Source organism: Burkholderia sp. MSMB1072 (genome assembly GCF_001524725.1).
Lineage (GTDB): Bacteria > Pseudomonadota > Gammaproteobacteria > Burkholderiales > Burkholderiaceae > Burkholderia.
The window spans coordinates 406,931-429,244 of the sequence record NZ_LOYC01000030.1; the positions used below are offsets into that span (position 1 = coordinate 406,931).

The 22,314-nt window shown below is 64.3% G+C and carries 15 protein-coding genes; 6 read left to right on the top strand and 9 right to left on the bottom strand.

Features of this window, described 5'->3' with window-relative positions; all coding sequences use genetic code 11:
- Positions 1-72: 72 nt before the first annotated feature.
- The gene (gene yiaA / locus WS89_RS15255) at positions 73-516 is read right to left on the bottom strand and encodes an inner membrane protein YiaA (RefSeq protein WP_059779324.1); all 444 of its coding nucleotides are present in this window, start codon (positions 514-516) and stop codon (positions 73-75) included.
- Positions 517-619: 103 nt separating this feature from the next.
- Positions 620-1,567 (bottom strand): cupin domain-containing protein, encoded by a 948-nt coding sequence (locus WS89_RS15260; RefSeq protein WP_059791741.1) that lies wholly within the window; start codon positions 1,565-1,567, stop codon positions 620-622.
- A gap of 129 nt (positions 1,568-1,696) precedes the next feature.
- Here WS89_RS15260 and WS89_RS15265 point away from each other — a divergent pair, with 129 nt between their 5' ends.
- The 3 genes from WS89_RS15265 (at position 1,697) to WS89_RS15275 (ending at position 4,654) form a co-directional block, all read left to right on the top strand.
- Positions 1,697-2,026 carry a carboxymuconolactone decarboxylase family protein gene (locus tag WS89_RS15265; protein WP_006484989.1) on the top strand — a complete coding sequence of 110 codons (330 nt, stop codon included), beginning with the start codon at positions 1,697-1,699 and terminating at the stop codon, positions 2,024-2,026.
- Positions 2,027-2,215: 189 nt separating this feature from the next.
- A complete protein-coding gene (locus tag WS89_RS15270; RefSeq protein WP_059791967.1) occupies positions 2,216-3,049 on the top strand; it encodes a class II glutamine amidotransferase in 834 nt (277 codons plus the stop codon).
- Between the two features lie 627 nt (positions 3,050-3,676).
- Positions 3,677-4,654: a DUF1796 family putative cysteine peptidase gene (locus WS89_RS15275; RefSeq protein WP_179949864.1), complete on the top strand. Its 978-nt coding sequence runs from the start codon at positions 3,677-3,679 to the stop codon at positions 4,652-4,654.
- Positions 4,655-5,057: 403 nt separating this feature from the next.
- On the opposite strand, the gene WS89_RS15280 is transcribed toward WS89_RS15275, so the two are convergent.
- From WS89_RS15280 to WS89_RS15305, 7 genes are all read right to left on the bottom strand, one after another.
- A complete protein-coding gene (locus WS89_RS15280) occupies positions 5,058-5,732 on the bottom strand; it encodes a GNAT family N-acetyltransferase (protein ID WP_059791745.1) in 675 nt (224 codons plus the stop codon).
- The gene (locus WS89_RS15285; RefSeq protein ID WP_059791747.1) at positions 5,729-7,057 is read right to left on the bottom strand and encodes an aminotransferase class I/II-fold pyridoxal phosphate-dependent enzyme; all 1,329 of its coding nucleotides are present in this window, start codon (positions 7,055-7,057) and stop codon (positions 5,729-5,731) included. Before WS89_RS15285 ends, WS89_RS15280 begins: the two co-directional genes overlap by 4 nt.
- A gap of 64 nt (positions 7,058-7,121) precedes the next feature.
- Complete coding sequence (locus tag WS89_RS15290; RefSeq protein WP_059791749.1) at positions 7,122-8,039, bottom strand: UDP-3-O-acyl N-acetylglycosamine deacetylase; 918 nt, start codon at positions 8,037-8,039, stop codon at positions 7,122-7,124.
- Complete coding sequence (locus WS89_RS15295; protein ID WP_059791751.1) at positions 8,036-15,679, bottom strand: type I polyketide synthase; 7,644 nt, start codon at positions 15,677-15,679, stop codon at positions 8,036-8,038. Before WS89_RS15295 ends, WS89_RS15290 begins: the two co-directional genes overlap by 4 nt.
- A 2-nt stretch (positions 15,680-15,681) precedes the next feature.
- Entirely contained in the window at positions 15,682-17,172 is a 1,491-nt protein-coding gene (locus WS89_RS32465; protein ID WP_082741871.1) for an LTA synthase family protein, read from the bottom strand.
- A gap of 35 nt (positions 17,173-17,207) precedes the next feature.
- Positions 17,208-17,996, bottom strand: coding sequence for an SDR family NAD(P)-dependent oxidoreductase (locus tag WS89_RS15300; protein ID WP_059791753.1), 789 nt, complete (start codon positions 17,994-17,996; stop codon positions 17,208-17,210).
- The gene (locus tag WS89_RS15305) at positions 17,989-19,197 is read right to left on the bottom strand and encodes a capsule biosynthesis protein (protein ID WP_059791755.1); all 1,209 of its coding nucleotides are present in this window, start codon (positions 19,195-19,197) and stop codon (positions 17,989-17,991) included. The genes WS89_RS15300 and WS89_RS15305 overlap by 8 nt, the downstream gene beginning before the upstream one ends.
- 440 nt (positions 19,198-19,637) lie before the next feature.
- Here WS89_RS15305 and WS89_RS15310 point away from each other — a divergent pair, with 440 nt between their 5' ends.
- From WS89_RS15310 to WS89_RS15320, 3 genes are read left to right on the top strand one after another with little or no spacing between them, the layout of a single operon-like run.
- Positions 19,638-20,789: a hypothetical protein gene (locus tag WS89_RS15310; protein WP_059791757.1), complete on the top strand. Its 1,152-nt coding sequence runs from the start codon at positions 19,638-19,640 to the stop codon at positions 20,787-20,789.
- A 1-nt stretch (position 20,790) separates the two neighbouring features.
- Positions 20,791-21,591 (top strand): ABC transporter permease, encoded by an 801-nt coding sequence (locus WS89_RS15315; RefSeq protein ID WP_059791759.1) that lies wholly within the window; start codon positions 20,791-20,793, stop codon positions 21,589-21,591.
- On the top strand, positions 21,588-22,235 hold the full coding sequence (locus WS89_RS15320; RefSeq protein ID WP_059791762.1) for an ABC transporter ATP-binding protein: 648 nt from the start codon (positions 21,588-21,590) through the stop codon (positions 22,233-22,235). The genes WS89_RS15315 and WS89_RS15320 overlap by 4 nt, the downstream gene beginning before the upstream one ends.
- Positions 22,236-22,314: the final 79 nt, after the last annotated feature.

Below are 22,314 nucleotides of genomic sequence, written 5' to 3' on the forward strand. Positions count from 1 at the left end.
CAAAGTATCTTCTTCGTCATGCACGATGGCATAACGAAACGAAAGGACGGCAGGCGCCCGCTGCACGCGATATCACTCGTGGACCGACGGCGCGGAATCGGCGTCGGTATAGCGCGGCTTCGCGTTCTGCAAATCGCGCGTGTTCTTCTGCACGGCCACCGAGCCGAACAGCGCGAGCACGAACGACATCGCGTAAAAGCCCTTCTCACTCAATTGAAGCGTCGCGTTGAAAAGGCCCACGATCAGCAGCGCGATCGACAGCAGCAGCGCGATCCAGCTGAGACCGTAGTAGATGCCGGTGACGGGAATGCCTTCCGCGCGGTCGCGCACGCTTTTCTGCAGCGAGATCGCCGCATAGAGGCCGAACACCAGCACGGTGAAGTAGTAGCCCTTCTCGTTGAGCTGCATGCCGGCGTTCCAGAGCCCGATCAGGAATGCCGCGAAACCGGCGAGCAGCGCGGCCCACGAGGCGGCCACGAACGCGAACGACGGTTGCTGGATGGTGGTCTGGTTCATTGCTTTGCCCTCTCTTTCTTGTTGTTCGAAATCGTTTTCGTTGAACTGTGTTTTGCGCATGGTAACAGCTTTGACGCGCGTCACGACGCGCGCGCTCGCACGCTCACGTTTCGCGCCGCGCGCGCCGCCAGCGCCCCGGCGTCGTGCCGAGCACCGCGCGAAACGCCTTGCCGAATGCGGCCTCGGACTGGTAGCCGACCGCTTGCCCGATTTCCGCCTGCCCGCGTTGCGTGTCCTGCAGCAGCGCGCACGCATGCATCATCCTGATCTGCGCGACGAATGCGCCGACGCTCATCCCGGCCTTCTCGCGGAAATGCCTCGCATAGGTCGCGCGCGACATCGCCGCCGCGGCGCCGAGCGATTCGACCGTCCACGGTTGCGCCGGCGCCTGCAGCACGGCCCGGACCGACGGGCCGAGGCGCGCATCGGCCGCCAGCGCGAGCCAGCCGGACGGCACGCGCGCGCCGCGGCCGTATGCACGCAGTGCATACGCGAGCAGCGTCTGCCCGAGCGCGTTCACGATCGCGCCGGCGCCCGGCTGCATGTTCGACGCCTCAGTACGCAGCACGCTCGTCAGCAGTTGCAGCGGCGCGGCACCCGATGCGTCGCGCAACCCGACGTGCAACACCTGCGGCAGCGTGCGCATCAGCAGTTCGCCCGCGCCGCGCGCATAGACAAACCGTCCGCAGAGCAGATCGACGCTCGCGCTGCCCGGGTCGGCCGGATCGAGATTCGATTTGACCGGCAGCACCGCGCCGTCGCCGGCACTCGAATCGCGCAGCGGCACGAGCGGCTTCGACCGGCTGCCCGCCGCATCGAGCAGGTCGTGCGCGCCGCCGGCGGGCAGCAGTACGAAATCGCCTTCCGCGAGTTGCAGCGTGCGCCCGTCGGCGACACGCAGCCGGCACGTTCCTGCGAGCACCAGATGGAACGCCGCCTCGCCGGGCGGCAGCGGGTCGTGCGGCATCGCGAACGGGCCGTCGAGCAGGCAGCGCACGTCGAGCTCGACATGGCTGCGACCGAGCGACAGCAGTTGACTCAATGCATCCATGAGACGATCGCACTAAAAAACAACACTCTAGCGTATCGAAACCCTCGGCGCGAGCGCTCAGAATAGCCATGCATCGCCTGAGATCGCGGCACCCGCCGCCCTCCTCACTCTTCTCGACAAGGACGCATCATGCTGAACTGGAACGAATACCGAAAGGAACTCTCGACGCGTATCGGCGACATCGCCAAGCTGTCGCCCGACACGCTGGCCGGCTACAAGGCGCTGTCCGGCGCAGGCGCCAAGACCGGCCATCTCGACGCGAAGACACGCGAACTGATCGCACTCGCGGTGGCCGTCACGACGCGCTGCGACGGCTGTATCGCCGTGCATACGGCCGAAGCCGCCAAGCATGGCGCGACCAAGGAGGAAGTGGCGGAAGCGCTGGGCGTCGCGATTGCGTTGAATGCGGGCGCGGCGCTCGTCTATTCGGCGCGTGTGATGGACGCGCTCGGCGATTGAGCCGGCGGCTGCGGCACGACCGTCGGGCCGCGTCGCATTGTCGTGTTGCGCCCGGTCGCATGGCCGGGCGGTTGCGCATCGCGCGGAAGGCCTGCGATGCGTGAAGCGCGTGCTGGCGACTCGCCTGGACGCGTCAGCGTCGCGGAGTCGGCTACCATGCGCGAACGATACATCGCGAAGGAGCGCTTCATGTGCCGCTGGCTCGCCTATACGGGTAATCCGATCCATCTGGAAACCGTGCTGTTCCGCGCGAAGCATTCGCTGATCGACCAGAGCCTGCATTCGGAGCTGGGCGCCACGACCACCAACGGCGACGGCTTCGGCATCGGCTGGTACGGGCATCCCGACGAACTCCCGTTCCGCTATCGCTCCGTGCATCCCGCGTGGAACGACCGCAACCTGCGCGAAGCCGCGCGGGCGATCCGCTCGCGAATGTTCATCGCGCACATCCGCGCGGCGACCGACACGCCCGTGCAGGAAACCAACTGCCATCCGTTCCGCCACGGCCGCTGGCTGTTCGCGCACAACGGGCTGATCCGCGACTTCCACAAGCTGCGCCGCGACCTGACGATGAAGGTCGATCCCGCGCTGTTCCCGACGCTCGAAGGCTCGACCGACTCCGAGCTGATGTTCCGCCTCGCGCTGACGTACGGTCTCGAGCAGGCGCCGCTACCGGCGCTCGAACGGATGGTCGGCATGGTGGAGGAAACCGCCGCGCGGCATCGCGTCGCCGATCCGCTCAACATGACGATCTGCGCGACCGATGGCGAACGAATCGTCGCGGTGCGTTACTCGAGCGAACGGCAATCGCGCTCGCTGTTCCACAGTACGTCGTTCAAGCACCTGCACGAGTTGTACCCGCATAACCCGCGTATCGCCGAGGTCGGCGACGATGCGTTCATGGTCGTGTCGGAGCCGCTCGTCGACCTACGCGGCGCGTGGGAGGAAGTACCGGAAGGAATGGCGATCGTTGCACACGGCGCCGATGTGCAGCAGCGGCCGTTCGGGCCGCGGCACAAGTAGGCAGACACGCGATCCGGATACGTACCGAATCGAGTTCGGCGCGCAGCAGCGCGAGCGCTGACGCGCACTCGTCATGGATCACCATCACCGGCCAGCACCGCGCCACGGGCGCCCACCGCGACCCGAGAACCTTCCACGACGAAACCGAAGTGCCTGTTGATCCATCGCCATGATTTTTTGCTCTTTGGATTGTTGGCGCAGTTGGCCGAGAGCGGACCTTCAATCCGTTGGTCGCGTGTTCGTGTCAGGCACGACCTATCATCAACGTGTACGCACGCCTCCGGGTACACCGGAATCCTCTGTGCCGATCGGCAATTGGTTGCGGTTCTGTTCCGCAAATCGCGACGGTCGCAGACATGCTTCATGCATTGCCCCCGGCAACTGATTCGCGCCTCGCTGCATGTCAAAATCGTCACAAAGACATCGCTTCTCGCGACTCTCACCGCCGAGTCTTCGTCGACAAATCGCCCTTTCCGTTCTCGTCGGTTGACCACCTCAGATGCGCCCTCTCGCTAAATGCAGATTTGTGACGACAGCGGCAGACAGTGGTACCGAAAAGCACAAAAGCGGCATGGCTTCTAAGGTACACTCCCGGCGATAACTATCATCTGGCCAATGAGGACGCGAATGCTGAAAGGGATTCTCAATCGGAACGTAAGAAACGCCTTTGATGAAACACCGGAAGCCGATGCGACTCTGTCGGAACGCGAACGCATGTCACGTGCCGGATTACGTGCCGCTTACGTCGGGATACTGGGCCGTGAGCCAGATGCAGCCGGCTTTGCGAGCAACCTTCGTTTTTTCGAGGACGCGGAATTTGAAGACGCGATGGCGACCGTCCTTGGTACGTTTCTGAAAGGCCCGGAAGCCGCTCCAATCCTGATGTCGCACCTTGTGAATCGCATGCGCCCGGAAGTCACCAAACACCGGATTGCCAACCTGCCGACCTTTCGACATGTGGTCAGCCTCGGGTGGAATTGCATGCCATCGTCACTGTTCAAGCGCCATGGCTTGAAACGTTACTCGCTCCCGTTCGACTGGATCTTCGGCGGTCCGGACGTTGTCGATCACATGATACGTGATGAGTTCCGCGAACTTATGTCGCCGCGGAACCATTTGCATGTTCCCGTCGAGAAGCGCCCCTCTCCGAACCTAGGTCTCTGCGACCATCGGTTCTACCTCGAGAATTTCGGCGTGAAGGACATGTTCAATCACTACGATCCCTCAATACCCGGGGACCGTGGCTATCTCGGCCGATGTGTCTATCGTTTCAAGAAACTCTATGAGATCGACGAGCCGAAGCTATATGTCGCAACCGTGAAGGACGAAAAGTATTCACCGCAAGTCGCCAGCAGGCTGAACGATGCTATTCATGCAAATTCAAAGAACGCAAAGCTGCTGTTTGTGCGTCTCGGGACCGCCCCGACTGGCTCGCTCACGCCGATCGTCACCTCCGAGAAGCACGGTGCAAATTTCGAGGTAGTTCGCTTCCTAGGACTTGGTAGCCTCGCGGATGTCATATTCCCAAACATGCTCGACGAAGCCGCTTTCATGTGGATGATTCTGCGACATGACATTCAACCGTCGGACACCATTCCCGGCTGATAGCAGTTTTCCCATCAATCCGGAATGGACGATACAGCTCGGTGTTGCCTAACGTTCTCGATAGCAACACGCGAGCTGCACGTTCGCCGACATCGTTGCCGATGCCGGCCTGCCAGAAAGATATCTAACGCCAGGGCAGCACTCGTCCAGATACCTCGATCGCCGTTCGCAGCGACAGAAACGAAACAGCTGGACCTCAAGCCATCCCTCCAGACTGCGCGTCGCGTCTGGTCGCGGTCTTTCCGGAGCGTATGAAACCCACCCACGCCGCCTTATAGGCCACGCGCTGCGCGGCGCATGGGAGGGCATACCCGAAAGCATCGCGATCATCACGCGGAGGGAGGATGTGCAGCTGCGGGCGTTCGGGCCGCGGTACAAGTAGGCGGGGAACGCGTTCGCGCCGTCAACCGCGGCGCGCGAGCCGCATGCGTACGGCATCGAGTTCGGCGGGCAGCCTGCGCGACCGCTGGCGCAAACGCGTCTGCGCAACAAAGTCGAGCCGCTCGTATAGCACACGCGCACGCACATTCCGGCTCAGCACGTCGAGCACGACGTCACGGCTGCCGTCGGTCGGCAACGCGCCGGTATCCAGCGCATCGCGAAACAGCGCGCTGAAGATGCCCGTGCCGCGCTGGCGCTCATCCGTCGCGCAATGTGCAATCAAAATCTGCGAACGCTTCGGCGCCGGAATCTCTGTCTCGAGCACCAGTCCGCGTAGCAGCTGACCAATCGTACGGCGCAGCCCAAAGAAGCGCATCAATGCCCACACGACGTGCACGTCGTCGAACGTCGTCCGCTGCCCGTCGTGAATCGCCATCACCGCGAGCACCGTGCCATCGTCTGCGACTGCGACCCGATGCCGGCGCCACGAGAAGCGTCCGTGGCGCGACCGAAATGCCTGTTGCAGGAACGCGATGCAGCGCGCGTCGCTTTCGCCAAGAAAGAACCCGAATTCGGCCACACCGGACGCAAATACCAGCGGCGCGCATGCTGCCGCGTCATCCGCATCGGCCGCGCGAAACCGCGCCGGTTCGCCGGCGCGCGGGACCGCTTGCGAAACCACGGCGCCCCGCGTCACGCACTGCGCCCTGCAAGACGCGACAACACGGCAACCGCCCGACTGATCTGCTCCGGCTCATGCGTCGAACAGATGAAAAAGCGCAGCCGCGCGGCCTTCTCCTCGACGGCAGGATAGAAGATCGGCTGCACGTTGATCCCTTCGTCGAACATCGCATTCGCCCACTGCGCGGCCTTCAGCGAGCTGCCCGTGATCACCGGCACGACCGCATACCCGGCGCTCGTGCCCGTATTCAGCCCGGCGGCACGCGCCTCGGTCAGGAACTGGCGCCCGCGCGCCTGCAGTTGCGCGACGCGCTCCGGCTCGGCCTGCAGGCGTTCGAGCGCGGCCAGCGACGCTGCGGCGAGCGTCGGCGCGAGTCCGACGCTGTACAGGAAACCCGGCGCCAGATGGCGCAGCATGTCGACGAGCGGCTGGCAGCCGGCGATGAAACCGCCGCAACCGGCCAGCGTCTTGCTCATCGTGCCCATCCACATGTCGACCTGGTCGGGCGCGACGCCGCCATGCTCGCGGATGCCCTTGCCGGTCGCGCCGAGCACGCCGAGCGAATGCGCCTCGTCGACCAGCAGGAATGCGCCGTGGCGCGTCTTCACGTCGACGAAGCGCTGCAGGTCGGGGAAATCGCCGTCCATGCTGTACAACCCTTCGATCGCGATCAGCACGTGCCGATATTCGCGGCGCACGCGCGACAGCAGCTCGTCGAGCGCCTGCCAGTCGTTGTGCGCGAAGCTCAGCCGCTTCGCACCGCTCAACTGCGCACCCTGCACGATGCTGTTGTGCGCGAGCGCGTCGTGGACCACCAGGTCGCCCGGGCCGAACAGCGCGCCGATCACGGTCACGTTGGTCGCGTGGCCGCTCACGAACGCGACGCAGTCGTCGGTCTCGTAGAACGCAGCCAGCGCCCGCTCGAGCTCGCGCTGCACCGGGCGCTCGCCCGCGACCATCCGGCTCGCCGAGGCCGACGTGCCGTAGCGGTCGATCGCGGCTTTCGCGCGCGCGGACACCGCCGGATCGCCGGCCAGGCCCAGATAGTTGTAATTCGCGAAGTTCAGGTATTCGCGGCCGCCGATCTGCGTGGTCGCTCCGGCGACGCCGTCGTGCACACGGAAAAACGGCGAGTCGACCCGCAGCTTCTCGCCCATCTCGCGCATGATCCGGACCTGCTGATACTGCGGCATCGATTCGAAGCGGCTGCGCGCCGACGTGGCCTGCGCCGCCGGCGTGCCCGGCACGCCGGGCGCCGCCGCGGCGTCGGTCGCGCGCTCCAGTTGCCGTTTCAGCGCTTTCGCCGCCAGTTGCTGGCGAAGATGCTCTCCCAGTGCCATTGCTTCCTTCGCGTTATCTCGAAAAGACGCTATGTTACGCCGCGTATTTTTAAAAGGCGTGGTGTCACGCGTCGGAAAAGTCAGCCCACTGCCACGCATCGGGCGTGGCCAGCAACGCATCGACCAACCGAAAATTCATCTCGTGGCTCGGCCGCAGCGCGCTCACGCGCGCGAGCAGCGGTGCGCCGGCCAACGCGAGATCGCCGATCAGGTCGAGCACGCGATGCCGGACGAACTCCTCCGGCAGCCGCATCCCGCCCAGCACGCGATTGCCGACGATCGACGCGGTGCACGACGGCCGCGCGCCGCGCAGGATCGGCACGCCGCGCAGATAGCCGGCGACGATCGCCGGCACGGCCCACTTCACGCGCCCGTACGAGCGCGACGGCGCGATGTCGGTCGCGAATGCGGCCGGCGTCAGCGCGCCGTCCCAATGCATGTCGCCGAAGCCGCGCAGGTCGTTGCGTACGCTCAGTTCGTAGCGCGGCGCCGGCTCGAGCCGCATTTCGCGCCGCTGGTCGCCATCGCCGTCCGTGACGACGACCGGCCGCAATACGCGGATGAAGCGCTTCGGCGCATCGAGCGCGACGCGGCCGCACGCGCGGATCGCATCCACCCATGGGGTTGCGCTGCCGTCGAGAATCGGCACCTCTTCCGCATCGAGCTCGACGATCGCATGATCGATCTCGCATGCGAGCAGCGATGCAAGCAGGTGCTCGACCGTGCGCACGCCGATGCCGTCGGCATTGCGCAGCATCGTGCAGAGCGGCTGCGCACGGCGCAGCGCGGGATCGACGGGCAACGTCGCAACCGTGCGCCCGTGCTCGACCCGACGGAACACGATACCCGTCACGCCGTCTTCCGGACGCGCGGGCAGAATCCGCACGGCGACCCGGCGGCCCGTGTGCAACCCGTGCCCGTCGATCGTCAGCGGGCGCGCCAGCGTGCCCTGCCGCGTCGCCCAGCCGGTCGGCGCGCTCACCGCGCCACCTCGAGCGACGGCGGCGGCGACGCCTGGCCGACAACCGATGCCGGCCGCGTATCGAGCATCGCACGCGCTTCGCCTTCGATCGCATGCTTCGCGGCGAGCGCCGCGACGGCCTCTTGAGCGGCATCGGTCGCCGCCACGGCATCGGCGCCGGTATCGGCCGACGCGCCGATCGAATCGACGATGCGCGCGGCCAGCGTCGTCACCGACGCGCCTTCGGCGATCGCCATCACCGACAGCTTGACCTCGAATGCTTCCTCTACCGCGAGGCCGAGCTCCATCCCCATCAGCGAATCCATGCCCATATCGAGCACCGACTTGTCGAGCGCGATGCGATCGGGTGTCATGTGCAGAATCCGCGCGATCTGCGCCTGCAGCGTCCGCGCGACCAGCGCGATCGCTTCGTCGCGCGGCAGCGCGAGCACCTCTTCGCGCAGCTGCGTGCCGCCATCGCGCGCATCGCCGCCCTTCGCTTGCGATTGCAGCAGCGCATACCGGCGCGCCTTCGCGGCCGGCATCCCGCGTGCGACCGCGTGCCAGTCGAGCCGCACCACCGCTTCGCCGGCCGCGCCCGCGGTCAGCACGCGCTCGAGCGCGGCCATCGCTTCGTCGGACGTGATCGACGCGCCGCCGATCCGCGACTGCAACGCTTCGCGCGTATCGGCGTGGCGTGCGAGGAAGCCGACGTCCTCGAGCGGCCCCCAGGCCATGAACGTGCCGGGCAAGCCCGCTGCACGGCGATGTTCGACCAGCGCCTCGAGGAAGGTGTTGGCCGCGACGTAGTTCGATTGCCCCGGATTGCCGAGATAGGTCGTCGCCGACGAATAGACGACGAACAGGTCGAGCGGCAGCCCGCGCGTCGCGCGATGCAGGTTCCATGCGCCGGCCACCTTCGGCGCGAGCACCGCGGCCATCCGCGCATCGTCGAGATTGCGCACGAGGCCGTCGTCGATCGACATCGCGGAATGCAGCACGCCCTTCAGCGGAAGGCCGCGCCGGACGATCGCGGCAATCATCGCGTCGACCGCCGCGGCATCGGTCACGTCGCACGACACGACGTCGACGGCGACGCCGAGCGTATCGCGCCAGCGCGCGACCTCGTCGCGCGCCGGCGTAGCGAGTTCGCCGGAGCGGCTCGCCAGCGTCAGCCGGCGTGCGCCGCGCTCGATCATCCAGCGCGCGCTCGCGAAGCCCAGGCCGCCCGTGCCGCCGACCACCAGGTATGCGCCATGCGGATCGAGCGCGAGCGCCTCCGCCCGCGCGACGCCGCGCGTCGGCGCGGGCGTACCGGACGGATAGGTCACGAGCACCTTGCCGATCTGGCGCGCCTGCTGCATGTAGCGGAACGCATCCTCGGCCCGCTCGGCAGGAAACGCGCGATACGGCAGCGGATGCAGCACGCCTTCCGTGAACAGCGCCATCACTTCACCGAACAGCCGTGCGGTCAGCGCCGGCAACGCGCCCATCAACTGATCGGCGTCGATACCGAAATAGCTGATGTTGTTGCGGAACGGCCGCAGGCCGATATGGCTGTTTTCGTAGAAATCGCGCTTGCCGAGTTCGAGGAAACGGCCGAACGGACGCAACGTATCGATGCTGCGCACCATCGCCTCGCCGGCGAGCGAATTCAGCACGATGTCGATGCCCTCGCCGCCCGTCATCGCGCGAATCTCGTCCGCGAAGGCCAGGCTGCGCGAATCGAGCACGTGATCGGCGCCGAGCAGACGCACGAACTCGCGTTTCTCGTCGCTGCCGGCCGTCGCGAACACTTCCGCGCCGAAGTGGCGCGCGAGCTGAATCGCGGCGATCCCTACGCCACCCGCGCCGCCGTGCACGAGCACGCGCTCGCCGCGGCGCAGCCGTGCGAGTTCGACCAGTGCGTAGTACGCGGTGAAGAACGTGGTCGGCACCGTCGCCGCTTCCTCGAACGACAGGCGTTCGGGCTTCGGCGCGATGGCCTGCGCGCGTGTCCTCACGCGCGTCGCGAACGATGCCGGCGCGAAGCCGAGCACCGCGTCGCCCGGCGCGAATTCCGTCACCGCGCGGCCCACCCGGACGACGCGGCCGGACAGTTCCATGCCGATCGTCGCGCCCGCGAAGCCGGTCTCGACCGCTTCGTCGGACAGGAGCCCCATCGCATACATCACGTCGCGGAAATTCAGGCCGGTGGCAACCGGCTCGATTTCCACCTCGTCGTCGCCCAGCGCGCTTTCCGGCAACGCGAACCATTCGAGATTGCGCAGCGAGCCCGGTGCATCGAACGCGAGCACCGACGCGCGCGCCATCGCGCCGTCGCTGCGCGCCGCGGCCTGCGCGGCCGTCAGCATGCGCGGCACCAGTCGCCCGTGTGCGCTCAGCACGACTTCTTCCTCGACCGCCGCGCCGGTCAGCTCGCGAATCAGCGCATCGGGAATCCCTTCCGCCGTGCGATCGACGTCGATCAGCCGGCACGCGAGTTCGGGATGCTCGTTCGCCAGCACGCGACCGAGGCCCCACAGCGTCGCCTGCTCCGGGTGCGCATGCGCGGCCCCGGCGAACGGCGCGCCGCCGCGCGTGACGACGGTCAGTCGCGTGGCCGCGTTCGGCTGCGCGCCGAGCGCGCGCACGAGTGCTGCCAGCGCGATCACGCCGTGACGCAGCGCGGCCATCAGGCCGTCTCCCGTCGTCGTATCGGCGAGCGGCGTCTCCGGCGCGCAGAACACGACATGCGCCGGCTGCCCGGCCGGCAACGACGCGATCGCGTCGGCCGCATGTGTGACGTCGACGATATCGGCCGGATAGCCCGCGTGCGCGAGCGCATCGGCCAGTCGCCCGCCGAAACCGCCGGCCGCGTCCGGGGCGTGCATCACGAGCCATTGTTCGCTGCGGGCGAGCACATCGAGATCGCTCGCGTCGCTGCCGTGTTGCGCGGCAGCGGTACTGGCCGGGTTGCGCGCGACGACGAACGTCGGCGTGCCATCCAGATCGAGCCCCTGCTCGACATGCCGCACGACGTCGACGTAGCCCGCGCGCGCCAGCGCTGCTTCGAGATCCGCCGGCGCCAGCGGCGCGGGCGCATCGGCCTCCGTCGTCGCCGCCTGCGGGGCGAACACGATGTCGGAGAAGCGGCCGCGACGCGACTCCGCCAGCAGCAGCAAGCCGCCCGACGCCAGCCACGACCGCATCGCATTCAGTGCATCGGCCGGATCGTGACGGCCGCTCAGCGCGCGATTCGCGACGATCAGGTCATAAGGCCCGGCATCGTCGGCGGACAGCGACAAGCGTTCGCCCGGTTGCAACGCCACCGTGCGCACCGTCGCTTGCGCATCCGTATCGAATCCGGCCAATTGCCCGGCCGTCGCGGCGATCGTGTGATCGCAGCGCGCGGCGGCGAGATGCATGCCGAGCGTTTGCAGCACGTCGCCGTCCGTCGCGCCCAGTTCGAGCACGCGCAGCCGGCGCGTCGGCTGCCACGCGTCGACCGCCTGCTCGACGCCGGCCGTCAGCAGCGCATGCACGTGCTGCCAGGTCGGCGATGCGGCAAGCAGTTGCTCGACCAGACTGTGCCCGGTCGGCGACAACCAGCGAGCATCGTCCTTCGCACCGTTGAGCACGTCGGGCAGCGCCGCGCCGCAATGGGCGAGCAACGTCAGCTCGGCCACGTGCCCCGGCGATTCGGCCAGCAGCCCGCGCCACAGATCGTCGAGCGGCGGCAGCGCCGCGCACGCCGCATCGTCGCGCACCAGACGCGCGCCGTCACGAGCGGCAAGACCATCCTCGACGAGCATGTCGGCCAGGCGTGCAGCGAACGCCGCCCGCTCCGGAGCAGGCTGCCACGTGCCGGCGAACACGCCGAGCGCATCGAACGCGCGGAGCACGTACAGGCTTGCCAGCACGTCGAGCAGCGGCAGGATTTCGGTCAAATGCTGCGTCCGGCGGCCGTCGAGGCCCGCGGCATCGACGCGCGCGACGGCTTGCGCGAGCAGCGCGTCGGGCGCCGGCAACGCGGCCGCGTCGACGTCGTTCGGCAGCGGCATCTCTTCGAGGCGGTAGACGAAATGCGAAGGCAGGTTCTGGCGGCGACCGACGAGATCCACGCGCCGGAACCGGCATGCGCCGAGCCGCGCCACGATCGCGCCTTGCGCGTCGAGGAATTCGAAATGCGCGACGATCGAATGCGGGCTACGCCGGTCGATCCGCGCGAGCACGCGGGCGACCGTCTCGCCGCGCAGATAATCGACCCGGCCGATCTGCACCGGCACGTAAGCCGGATGCTCCCCGTCGCGCGCCTGCGCCGTCAGCAGCGCGAACAGCGGATGAAACCCGCTGTCCATCAGCGCCGGATGCAGCAGATAGGCGGACAGCGCCCGCGCATCGCCGCATGCGGCCGGCGCGGCGACGTCGGCCAGCGCGACGTCCTCGGCCGCGGCAACCCGCACGGTGCGGACCCAGCGGAACGCCGGCCCGTAGCCGAGGCCGATCGCCGCGGTATTCGCATACAGCGTGTTGCCGTCGGCGGCCGGCAGCGCGAGCAGGCGCTCGAGCGTCTCGGCCGGCACGCTGCTCGCGGCGCCGAGCGCGTTGCCGCTTTCGAGCATCCGCCCCGTCACGTTCAGCGCCCATGCGCCGTCGGACATCCGGTCGCGCGTCTCGATCGTGAACGTCGCGGTGCGCGGCTCGATCACGAGCCGGAACAGCTTCGCCTGCTGCGGCTGGAACACGACCGGCGTGCGGATCTCGACGTTTTCGAGCGCCGCATCCGGCGTATCGAAGAAGGTCCGCGCCGCGGCGAGCGCCATTTCCACGTAGCCGGCGCCCGGGAACGCCACGCCGCCGTCGACGACGTGATCGGCCAGCATCGGCAGCTTCGCCGGATCGAGCTGGTTTTCCCAGCCGAATGCGTGTTCGTGCAGGCGATAGCCGAGCAGCGGATGCTCGCGGCGCCGATCGACGAGACCGTAGCCTTCGACGGTCGGCGTGAGCCAGAAGCGGTCGCGCTGCCACGGATAGGACGGCAATGCCGCACGCGATGCGCCGGGCGCGAAGCGGTCGGGATCGACGCTCGCGCCGTGCGCGATCGCCGCGAGAATCGCTTGCCGCAGCGTCGCCGCGCTGCCGTGATCGCGCTTGAGCGTCGGCAGCGCCACGCCCGTCACGCCGGCGGCCATCAACGCCTGCTTCACGTACGTGCGCAGGATCGAATGCGGCGAGACTTCGATGAACAGCCGGACGCCCTGCTCGATCAAGTGCGCGATGCCGTCGCCGAAGCGCACCGGCTCGCGGATGTTGCGCCACCAGTAGCGCGCATCCAGTTCGTTGCCGGCCAACGGGCCGCCGGTCACCGTCGACACGAATGCGCCATTGCCCGGTTGCGGCCGCACGCCCGCCAGTTCGGCCAGCACCACCGGCTCGATGCGATCCATGTGGCTGCTGTGGAACGCATAGTCGAGATCGAGCATCTGGAAGAACTTGCCGCTGCCGCGCAGCGCCGCTTCCAGCGCCTGCAAGCCCGGCAGTTCGCCTGCGAGCGTGACCGCATCGGGGCTGTTGATGCCGGCCACCTCGACCCGGCGCGCCAGCCCGTGGCGCGCGATCAGCTCGCGCGCCGCCGCCTCGCCGATGCCGACCGCTGCCATCCGGCCGCTGCCGCGCGTCATCGCCTGCGCGCGACTGCGGATCTTGATCACGCGCACCGCGTCGGCGAGCGACAGCGCGCCCGTCACCCACGCCGCGGCAATTTCACCGACGCTGTGGCCGATCGCCGCGTCGTAACGCATGCCGCGTGCGTCGATCACGCGAATCATCCCGACCTGGATCGCGAACAGCAGCGGCTGCGCGTTCTCCGTCGCGGCGAGCCATTCGGCGCCCGCGCCGGCCAGCCATTCCGCGCTCGGGCCGCCGCGCATCACGTCGACAAGCGACGGGCTGCCGTCCTCGCACCACAGCGCGTCGACTTCGTCGAGCGCCGCACGGAAAACCGCGTTCTCCGCATAGAGTTCGTTGCCCATCCCGACCCACTGGCAACCGTTGCCCGAGAACACGAGCGCGGTGCGCAACGCGTCGGCGGGCGCCTGGCCGGTCGCGACGCAGGCCGGCAGCCCTTCCTGCGCCGGCTGCGCGAGCGCCGCAAGCGCCGCACGGCCTTCCGTCACGTCGGCGGGCGCGACGATCGCGCGATGTTCGAACCATTGACGTCGTCGCGCGGCCGCGCCGGCAAGCGCCTGCCAGTCGGCGCCGTTGTCGAGCATGGCCAGATAGCGGCCTGCGAGTGCGACGAGCGCATTCGCGCTGCGCGCGGTCAGCACGAGCGGCGACGGTTGCGCTTGATTCGGCGCGGGCGCTGCCGTCGATACGTCGTTTGCGACCGGCGCCTCGGTCAGCACGACGTGGGCGTTCGTTCCGCCGAAACCGAACGAGTTGACGCCGATCGTCAGCGGCGCGCCGCCCGCGTCGAGCGGCATGTAGCGATCGACGACACGCAGACGCCCGCCGTCGAAATCGATCCCGGGATTGGGCGTGACGAAGTGCAGCGAGCGCGGCACCGCGCGATGCTTCAGGCACAGCACGGCCTTCAGCAGGCCGGCCATGCCGGATGCCGTTTCGAGGTGGCCGATGTTGGTCTTCACCGAACCGATCAGCAGCGGACGGTCCGCCGGGCGCTCGCCCGACACGACGTCGATCAGCGCGCGCGCTTCGATCGGATCGCCGACCGCCGTACCGGTGCCGTGCGCCTCGAGATAAGCGAGCGACTGCGGATCGATGCCGGCGCGTGCATACACGCTGCGCAGCAGCGCTGCCTGCGCGGCCGCGCCCGGCACGCTGATCCCGCCCGGCGAGTGGCCGACCGAGTTCACGCCGGAGCCGGCGATCACCGCATGGACCGTGTCGCCGTCCGCCAGCGCGCGATCGAGCGGCTTGAGCAGCACGACCGCACCGCCTTCCGAGCGCACGTAGCCATCGCCGGTCGCGTCGAATGCGCGGCAACGGCCGCGCGGCGACAGCATCGACGCCTTGGAGAAGCTGACGAAGCCGAACGGGTGCAGCAGCAGGTTGACGCCGCCCGCGAGCGCCACGTCGGCTTCGCCGGACTGCAGCGCCTTGACGGCCTGATGGAGGGCGACGAGCGACGACGAGCAGGCGGTGTCGACCGTCATGCTCGGGCCGTGCAGGTCGAACAGATAGGACACGCGGTTCGACGCGATGCTCAGCGTATTGCCGGTCGCCGAATACGGATCGATCACGTTCAGATCGTCCATGTTGCGGTTGCCGTAATCCATGCTGGCCGCGCCGACGAAGACGCCGCAGTTGCTGCCGCGCATGTCGGCCGGGCGCACGCCGGCGTCCTCGAACGCTTCCCATGCGAGTTCGAGCAGCAGGCGCTGCTGAGGGTCCATCTGGGCCGCTTCGCGCGGGGAAATGCCGAAGAACGCGGCGTCGAAGCCGGCGACGTTGTCGAGCACGCCGGCCGCGAACGTGTAGCTCTTGCCCGGTTCGCGTTTGGACGGGTGCTGGTAGAAATCGGTGCCGAAGCGGTCGGCGGGGATTTCGGTTACTGCGTCGCGTTCGTCGCGCAGCAGTTGCCAGAAGTCGCCAAGATTGTTTGCGCCCCCGGGAAACCGACAAGCCGCCCCAACAATTGCAATCTTGCTTTTCATTATTACGTCGTGCTCTCTAGTGCGCACGAATTTTTCAAACGACTTCGACACCCTTGCACCGTGTGCAACAGCAACGAGCCCAATTCATCCGCGCTAATGTTCTTGTCATGAGTGACCGCCGCGCCACGATTTCGCCAAACGAAATAATCGGTGCTCTCCGGAAGAACGCCCAGCTTTTCAAACATTGCCGGCATGGCGGGAACGTGGTCCCCATAAAAACACACTACTGTTTCGCGCTCTCGCTCGCGCAATCGGTCCAGCAATGAGCCAATCATTGCATCTGCGTTGGCAATATGCCGCAGGTAGGCCGTTAGGTCACGCCACAAGTCACCATCGCCAAGGGTATGCCGCGAAGCCGATTCACCAGGCACAACGTGTTCGAGATGCAATGGCCCATGATTCTCCATCGTCATGGCAAATACGAACCGAGGCCGATCTCCGGGCGCGTCTATCGCGGCAAGAATTGCGTCGGCAACAGCGGAATCTGCTATATATTGCCCTTCGCGTCGCGCATTCACGAAGTAATTAATATCGAGAAAGGTTTCGAATCCTAGCAGTGGAAAGGCGCGGTTCCGCCCAAAGAAGTCTGCGTAATACGGGTGAATTGCTACTGTCTCGTATCCGGCCCTGCCGAACCAGCTGGCAAGCGACGCGCATGCGTGCCTAACAAACGCATACGGGTAAAAACGAGCATATCCAAGGGATACCGGAGGCACGCCCGTCAACACCGCAAATTCGGTGCGCATCGTGTTCGCTCCCCACGCCGGCACGGCCAGTTCACCGCAATACTCGGCATCTTGTCTCGCGCGAGTGAAATTCGACAGTAAGGACGACTCGATGGCGCTACTGATGCGGCGCACATCAAAAAACGACTCACTCTGAATAACGATGACATCGGGACCGCTGTGCGACGCCGGTCCCGCGAATGGCCCTGCCGCCATTACACGCCGAAAGGCGGCAAAGGTCGCAGGACGCAGTCCATTCAGAAGGTACGCCACGAACACTGCAAAGCAACCGTGCGTCGCCTGGTCCGCGGATGGTTCAAGCGTCAGAGGAAGCCTTGCCGCAATGAGCCGAGCGACCACAAATATACATAGGGAGAATACCAATGCAATCGGCAGAGAATATAGCTTGACAGGCTGCTCGGCGATGCATCCAGCAAGCATGAAGGCAACACCACCAGCTATCGAAATTGCCTTGCCAGCACTTAAAAATGGCAGGTAGAGGCGCGGATGCGAGAACAGCTGACTGAACAAGCTCAGATCGGTAAAAACGAAAGGCTCGCGCAGCGATTCATATTTCGCGTTGCTGACCGTCGCTATCAAGCCAACCAGAGCGGCCGCAACGAAGGCGGCGAAGATCGGGCGACATGTTACAGCGAATACCACGTTGACTACCCATATCACCGAAAGAATGTGAAGCAGCAAAGGCGCGACGGACCGCGGCATCGGAGCCCGAGGAATCGCGATGCGATCCAGAGCGAATGACAGCATGAGTGCAACGCCAGTCGCCAGACAGAATATCCCGTTCACTTGGCACCTTCCTCCTGGGGCAAGTAGGATAACCGATCAAGAATCACATCAGCGATCACGGCGGGCAGGAGCGGAAGAAGACGCATGCCGAGAACGAGCAGTCCTGGAAATGCTATTTCCGCGCGGCCCGTACTGAGTTTGCGGCGAATGTACATTGCCGCCCGATCGGCACTCCACATTAACGGTTTGTCACCGGGAAACACGTCGCTCATCTCGGTTTTGACAAAACCAGGAAGGATGATTGACACGCCGACCCCATGGCCGCGGAGCAGAGGTCGAATCGAGTCTCCGTACGCCTTGATCGCTGCTTTGCTCGCGCAGTATGCGGGAGAAATCGCCATTCCTCGCAGCGCGGCAATCGAGCTCACCATCGCAATTCGTCCACACTTGCGTGCACGCATCCTGTCCACCACCGGTAAGATCGTGTGAACGGCCCCGTAGAAATTCGTATCCACGACCTCCGCAATTCGCTCAACCCCTTCCCAGTCACTGGCATCCTTGAGCGTACTCGCCACCCCGGCATTGGCAATCAACAATTCGATCGGGAATACGTCATCGAAAGAATGCAACCAAACCTTGAGCGCGCCCGAGTCGCGCACGTCGAGTACCCCAGTGATAACCTCCGCTCCACGCTCCTCGCAGGCATCGGCGCACGCCCGAAGCCGCTGCTCGTGACGTCCGACTAACCCTAGTTTCACGCCCGGATTCGCATACGCAAGCGCAAGCGCATAGCCGATCCCTGAACTCGCCCCGGTAATAACGATCCGCGTCGGCGCCTCAACCATTGGACGCCTCCAGACGTCGAACAGCGCCAGCAACCGCACGCTCGATTCCCGAACGCGTATAAAAATCGCCGTTGATCTGCGTATGGTGAATTACATAGTCAAGAAATGACTGGTAGAGTTGCTCGTCGGGTTGCACATTCGCCTCCCAGAATGCATCGATACCCGACTGCCAAGTCAGCCCCGGCATGTCATAAATCGCATCGCCAAGCGCGATTAACGGGCGCCGATGATGCAATGCCGACAATCCCACCGTACTGTTTACGACCACGACGCCGCGCGCATACTCGAGCAAGGTTGGCAAATGACCAGCATCAATAAAACGAATCCGATGGCCGACCCCCAACTCCAACGCGACGCTGTTCGCGTAACGGCGGTAATCGACCAGGCCAGTGTCCAGCGGGTGGTTCTTGATGGCAAGCAGCGTTTGACTGGGTGCATGACATGCGAATGACCCAATAACATGCCGGATCGCCGCGCAAACGCCCTCAAATGGCGAATGTACAACGATTTGCGCATCCGAATTCAGTTGTAACGGGAAAAGGTAGTACCCCCCCGGATCCTGCAGCAGTTCACTGGTGATCCCTCGCGCATAGCACTCGTACTTCCGCTGTGACATGGCTCGCCAAGCGAGTCCCGAATATTCCACGAAGCCGTTTCTGGGTCGATGGCTTCGATAGTGCGGAAAGCGCATTGCGAACAGCGAGTTGGCGCCTCGGTAGACAATATCGTGATATGCACGTTCCGCCAGATTGTAACCGGTCGGCGCAGCGGGCGGGCTTGCCGGCGTCTCCTTGCGGCGCGCACGATACCAGTCAGGATCTCGTGGCAACAACGACCGCCCGTTGACACCGTGCCGTTCGAGCGTCACCCAGTGCGGACGGACATAACCTTCCTCAAAGACATGCACGCGCAAGCCTGCGACATCCGCTATCGGATGCATATGACGATGCACCTCGCGACAATCGCCGAACATGATGACATCGGTGAATTCGCCGGTTTGCACCTTGTCTGCATACCAGCCAGGCAGTTCGGCCGAACGGCCCGCATAATTCCAAGCTTGCTCGCTGCGGCCGCCATAGGCAAGATCACCGCCGCAAAAGTTCACCCGTCTCACCAGGTGCCCTTTGGCACGCAGCCCATCAGCAAGTCGTCGAAAAAATGGGGACGCCGTGCCTTGCAAGGCGAGGAATGAACGACGCATGAATTATGTTGAGCAGTCGGGGGAATGCGGAATGATGCTGCTGCGAAACTGCCGCCCCGCAAAAGGCGAGTTCCACCCCGGACACAGTACGCCGTGTTTACGGACGCTGCATTATCGCACCGGCGCAGCGAACGACTATTAAATATTCAAAACTTTGCTGCAAAACGACAAACGATAGCGCGACCCGATCTGGCTGGCTATAATCACCCGCCCTCGTGGAATCTGGATGGCCCCCGGCGGCAATCAGACGCGTGGATCGCCCGGAACCGACATGGCAAACCGGATCTTAATATGCTTGACATGTGGCGCGTTTACAGATTTGTCAAGGACTTCAGCAACCATCTTTGACGGACACGACACGTTGACAGCGTCGCCCCGCCCCATCGCGAACGACGCTGGCGACCAGCCGCAAGATCGCACTCAGAGTATCTAGGACCAAGTTGGAAAACGTATCTGGCAGCACAGCGGACTCATCGCTGAAACCCAAGCGAAATGTGCTTGAGAAAATGAGCGGCATTAATCGACTGTTCGCCTTGACCGTGATCGCACCGACCGTGCTCGCGACTGCTTATTTTGCCGTGATAGCGTCGGACGTCTATGTGTCGGAATCGCGCTTTGTCGTTCGTGGCGCCGAACAGCGCCAACAGATGAGCTTAGTTGGCGCGATATTGCAAGGCACCGGCTTCGCACGCTCGCAGGATGACACGTATCCGATCATTGACTACATTCAGTCTCGCGATGCATTGCGCGAACTGAATCGCAGCAACGTGATCCACGATGCTTACTCCAGGCAGGGAGACTTCATCAGTCGGTTCCATACGAGCTTCAACGACAGCTTCGAATCCCTGTGGAAATACTATGGAAAGCACGTCGTCACCGTGGATCTGGATGCAACCTCCGGAATCACGACACTTCAAACTCGTGCTTTCACGTCGGACCAGGCGACGCGCTTCAATCGTGAATTGCTGGATCTAAGCGAACAGCTAATCAATCGAATGAATAAACGCGCTGCGGCCGACACGGTCGAGTTTGCGCAACGTCAGGTGGATACCACCGCCGAAAAGGCGAAAGATGCCGCTGCCGCACTGGCCGCATTTCGCACTTCGCACACAGTCTTCGATCCAGATAAACAGTCCGCACTCCAGTTGCAACAGGTCACGAGCCTGCAAACCCAATTATTTGCAGCACAAACGCAGCTGACCCAGTTGCTGGCTATTTCACCGCAGAACCCGCAAGTCCCGGTCCTCAAGGCCAGCATCGAAACGTTGCAAAAACAAATCAAAATCGCAACGGGCGGCGTCACGGGAGGACAAGATTCGCTCTCACAGAAAGCAAGCGGTTACGCTCGCCTGCAGCTGGATGCCCAATTTGCCGACAAACAGCTCGCGTCCGCAATGGCCGCGCTAGAGAGCGCACGCAGCGAAGCAGAACGCAAACAGCTTTATCTTGAACGATTGGTAGAGCCGAATCATCCGGATATTGCCATTGAGCCGAAACGAATCCGAGGGATCCTGACCACATTCATTGTCGGGCTAGTCACTTGGGGCGCGCTAAGCCTCTTGCTTGCAAGCGTCCGGGAACATCGAGACTAACATGGAGCGCAAGGAGGCAACCCCGCTGCTGCGATCGCTGACCATTCAAGGTCGAGTCATCTTTGCGCTCATCATGCGCGAAATCATTACCCGCTACGGGCGCCACAATATCGGCTTTGCATGGTTGTTTGCCGAACCAATGCTATTCACACTCGGCGTGATGTTGCTATGGGGACTATTTCATGACGTGAGTTCGGGTCACCGCGTCAGCCTCATTGCGTATGCACTGACAAGCTATTCAACTGTACTCGTCTGGCGCAACACCATCAGCCGGTGCGCTCTCGCGGTCGAACCCAACGCATCTCTGCTGTTCCATCGCAACGTGCGAGTGATCGATCTGTTCCTGGCACGTATTGCACTCGAACTTGCCGGGATAACGTTGTCCGCGATGGTGCTGTTATGCATCTTCGTCGGATCCGGCATCATCGCTCCCCCCGCTGACCCGCTGAACATGATCGCGGGGTGGGCGCTCCTTGCATGGTACTCGACCGCGATGGGACTCATCATCGGCGGCCTGAGTGAGTACAACGAAATGGTGGAGCGTCTCTGGCACCCGATCGCATATTTTCAACTGCCGATTTCCGGTGCGTTTGCGATGGCAAGCTGGCTTCCACCCAACATACGCAATATCGTTATGATTTTTCCCGTGCCGCACTGTGTGGAATTGTTTCGTTACGGGTATTTCGGAAATCAGATCAAACCCTACTACGACATACCCTATGTCAGCGTGATCTGCCTCGTACTCACTTGGATCGGCTTAGCTGTTGTTCGCGATGCTTCACGCCGCGTGGAGTCCCAATGATCGAGCTCACCGACGTCTGCAAGCGTTATCAGGTCCGTGCCGGAAAGCGTGCCGTACTGGATCGGATCAATCTGAAGATCGCAAAAGGCGAGCGAGTTGGGATATTGGGACGCAACGGTGCCGGTAAGTCAACGCTCGTTCGCTTAATCGGCGGATCGGAGCTGCCGACTTCAGGGAAGATCGAACGCAGGATGAGCGTTTCTTGGCCTCTGGCGTTTTCCGGAGGATTTCAAGGCAGCCTTACCGGCCTCGATAACCTCCGCTTCGTCTGTAGAGTGTATGGTGCGTCGTATAAAGCAGCCCAGCCGTTCGTCGAGGAATTTACGGGCCTCGGTCAATACCTGCGTGAACCCGTCAAGAAATATTCGAATGGCATGCGTGCTCGCCTCGCATTCGCCATCTCCATGGCGATCGATTTCGACTGCTTCCTGATCGACGAGGTGATTGCCGTCGGCGACGACGACTTTAAGCGGAAGTGCCACGTCGAACTATTCGAGAAACGGGCCGATCGAGCAATGATTATGGTTTCACATGACCCGCATATGATTCGCGAACATTGCTCGCGCGCATACGTCCTCGATTCAGGAGCACTGCATGCGTTTCCAGATGTCGATGCTGCATATGCCAGCTACGGGAAGTTGTAGATAGATCGACGCAACTCCGAACAGGGCAAACGGCCCTCTTAGCGCTACGGCCTTGAATCGCAGACCGAGCGAGCCCATG

Bases quoted from the DNA above. Each gene is read 5' to 3' on its own strand.
- yiaA (WP_059779324.1), bottom strand. From the start codon at position 516: ATGAACCAGACCACCATCCAGCAACCGTCGTTCGCGTTCGTGGCCGCC.
- WS89_RS15260 (WP_059791741.1), bottom strand. From the start codon at position 1,567: ATGGATGCATTGAGTCAACTGCTGTCGCTCGGTCGCAGCCATGTCGAG.
- WS89_RS15265 (WP_006484989.1), top strand. From the start codon at position 1,697: ATGCTGAACTGGAACGAATACCGAAAGGAACTCTCGACGCGTATCGGC.
- WS89_RS15270 (WP_059791967.1), top strand. From the start codon at position 2,216: ATGTGCCGCTGGCTCGCCTATACGGGTAATCCGATCCATCTGGAAACC.
- WS89_RS15275 (WP_179949864.1), top strand. From the start codon at position 3,677: ATGCTGAAAGGGATTCTCAATCGGAACGTAAGAAACGCCTTTGATGAA.
- WS89_RS15285 (WP_059791747.1), bottom strand. From the start codon at position 7,057: ATGGCACTGGGAGAGCATCTTCGCCAGCAACTGGCGGCGAAAGCGCTG.
- WS89_RS15295 (WP_059791751.1), bottom strand. From the start codon at position 15,679: ATGAAAAGCAAGATTGCAATTGTTGGGGCGGCTTGTCGGTTTCCCGGG.
- WS89_RS32465 (WP_082741871.1), bottom strand. From the start codon at position 17,172: ATGCTGTCATTCGCTCTGGATCGCATCGCGATTCCTCGGGCTCCGATG.
- WS89_RS15300 (WP_059791753.1), bottom strand. From the start codon at position 17,996: ATGGTTGAGGCGCCGACGCGGATCGTTATTACCGGGGCGAGTTCAGGG.
- WS89_RS15305 (WP_059791755.1), bottom strand. From the start codon at position 19,197: ATGCGTCGTTCATTCCTCGCCTTGCAAGGCACGGCGTCCCCATTTTTT.
- WS89_RS15315 (WP_059791759.1), top strand. From the start codon at position 20,791: ATGGAGCGCAAGGAGGCAACCCCGCTGCTGCGATCGCTGACCATTCAA.
- WS89_RS15320 (WP_059791762.1), top strand. From the start codon at position 21,588: ATGATCGAGCTCACCGACGTCTGCAAGCGTTATCAGGTCCGTGCCGGA.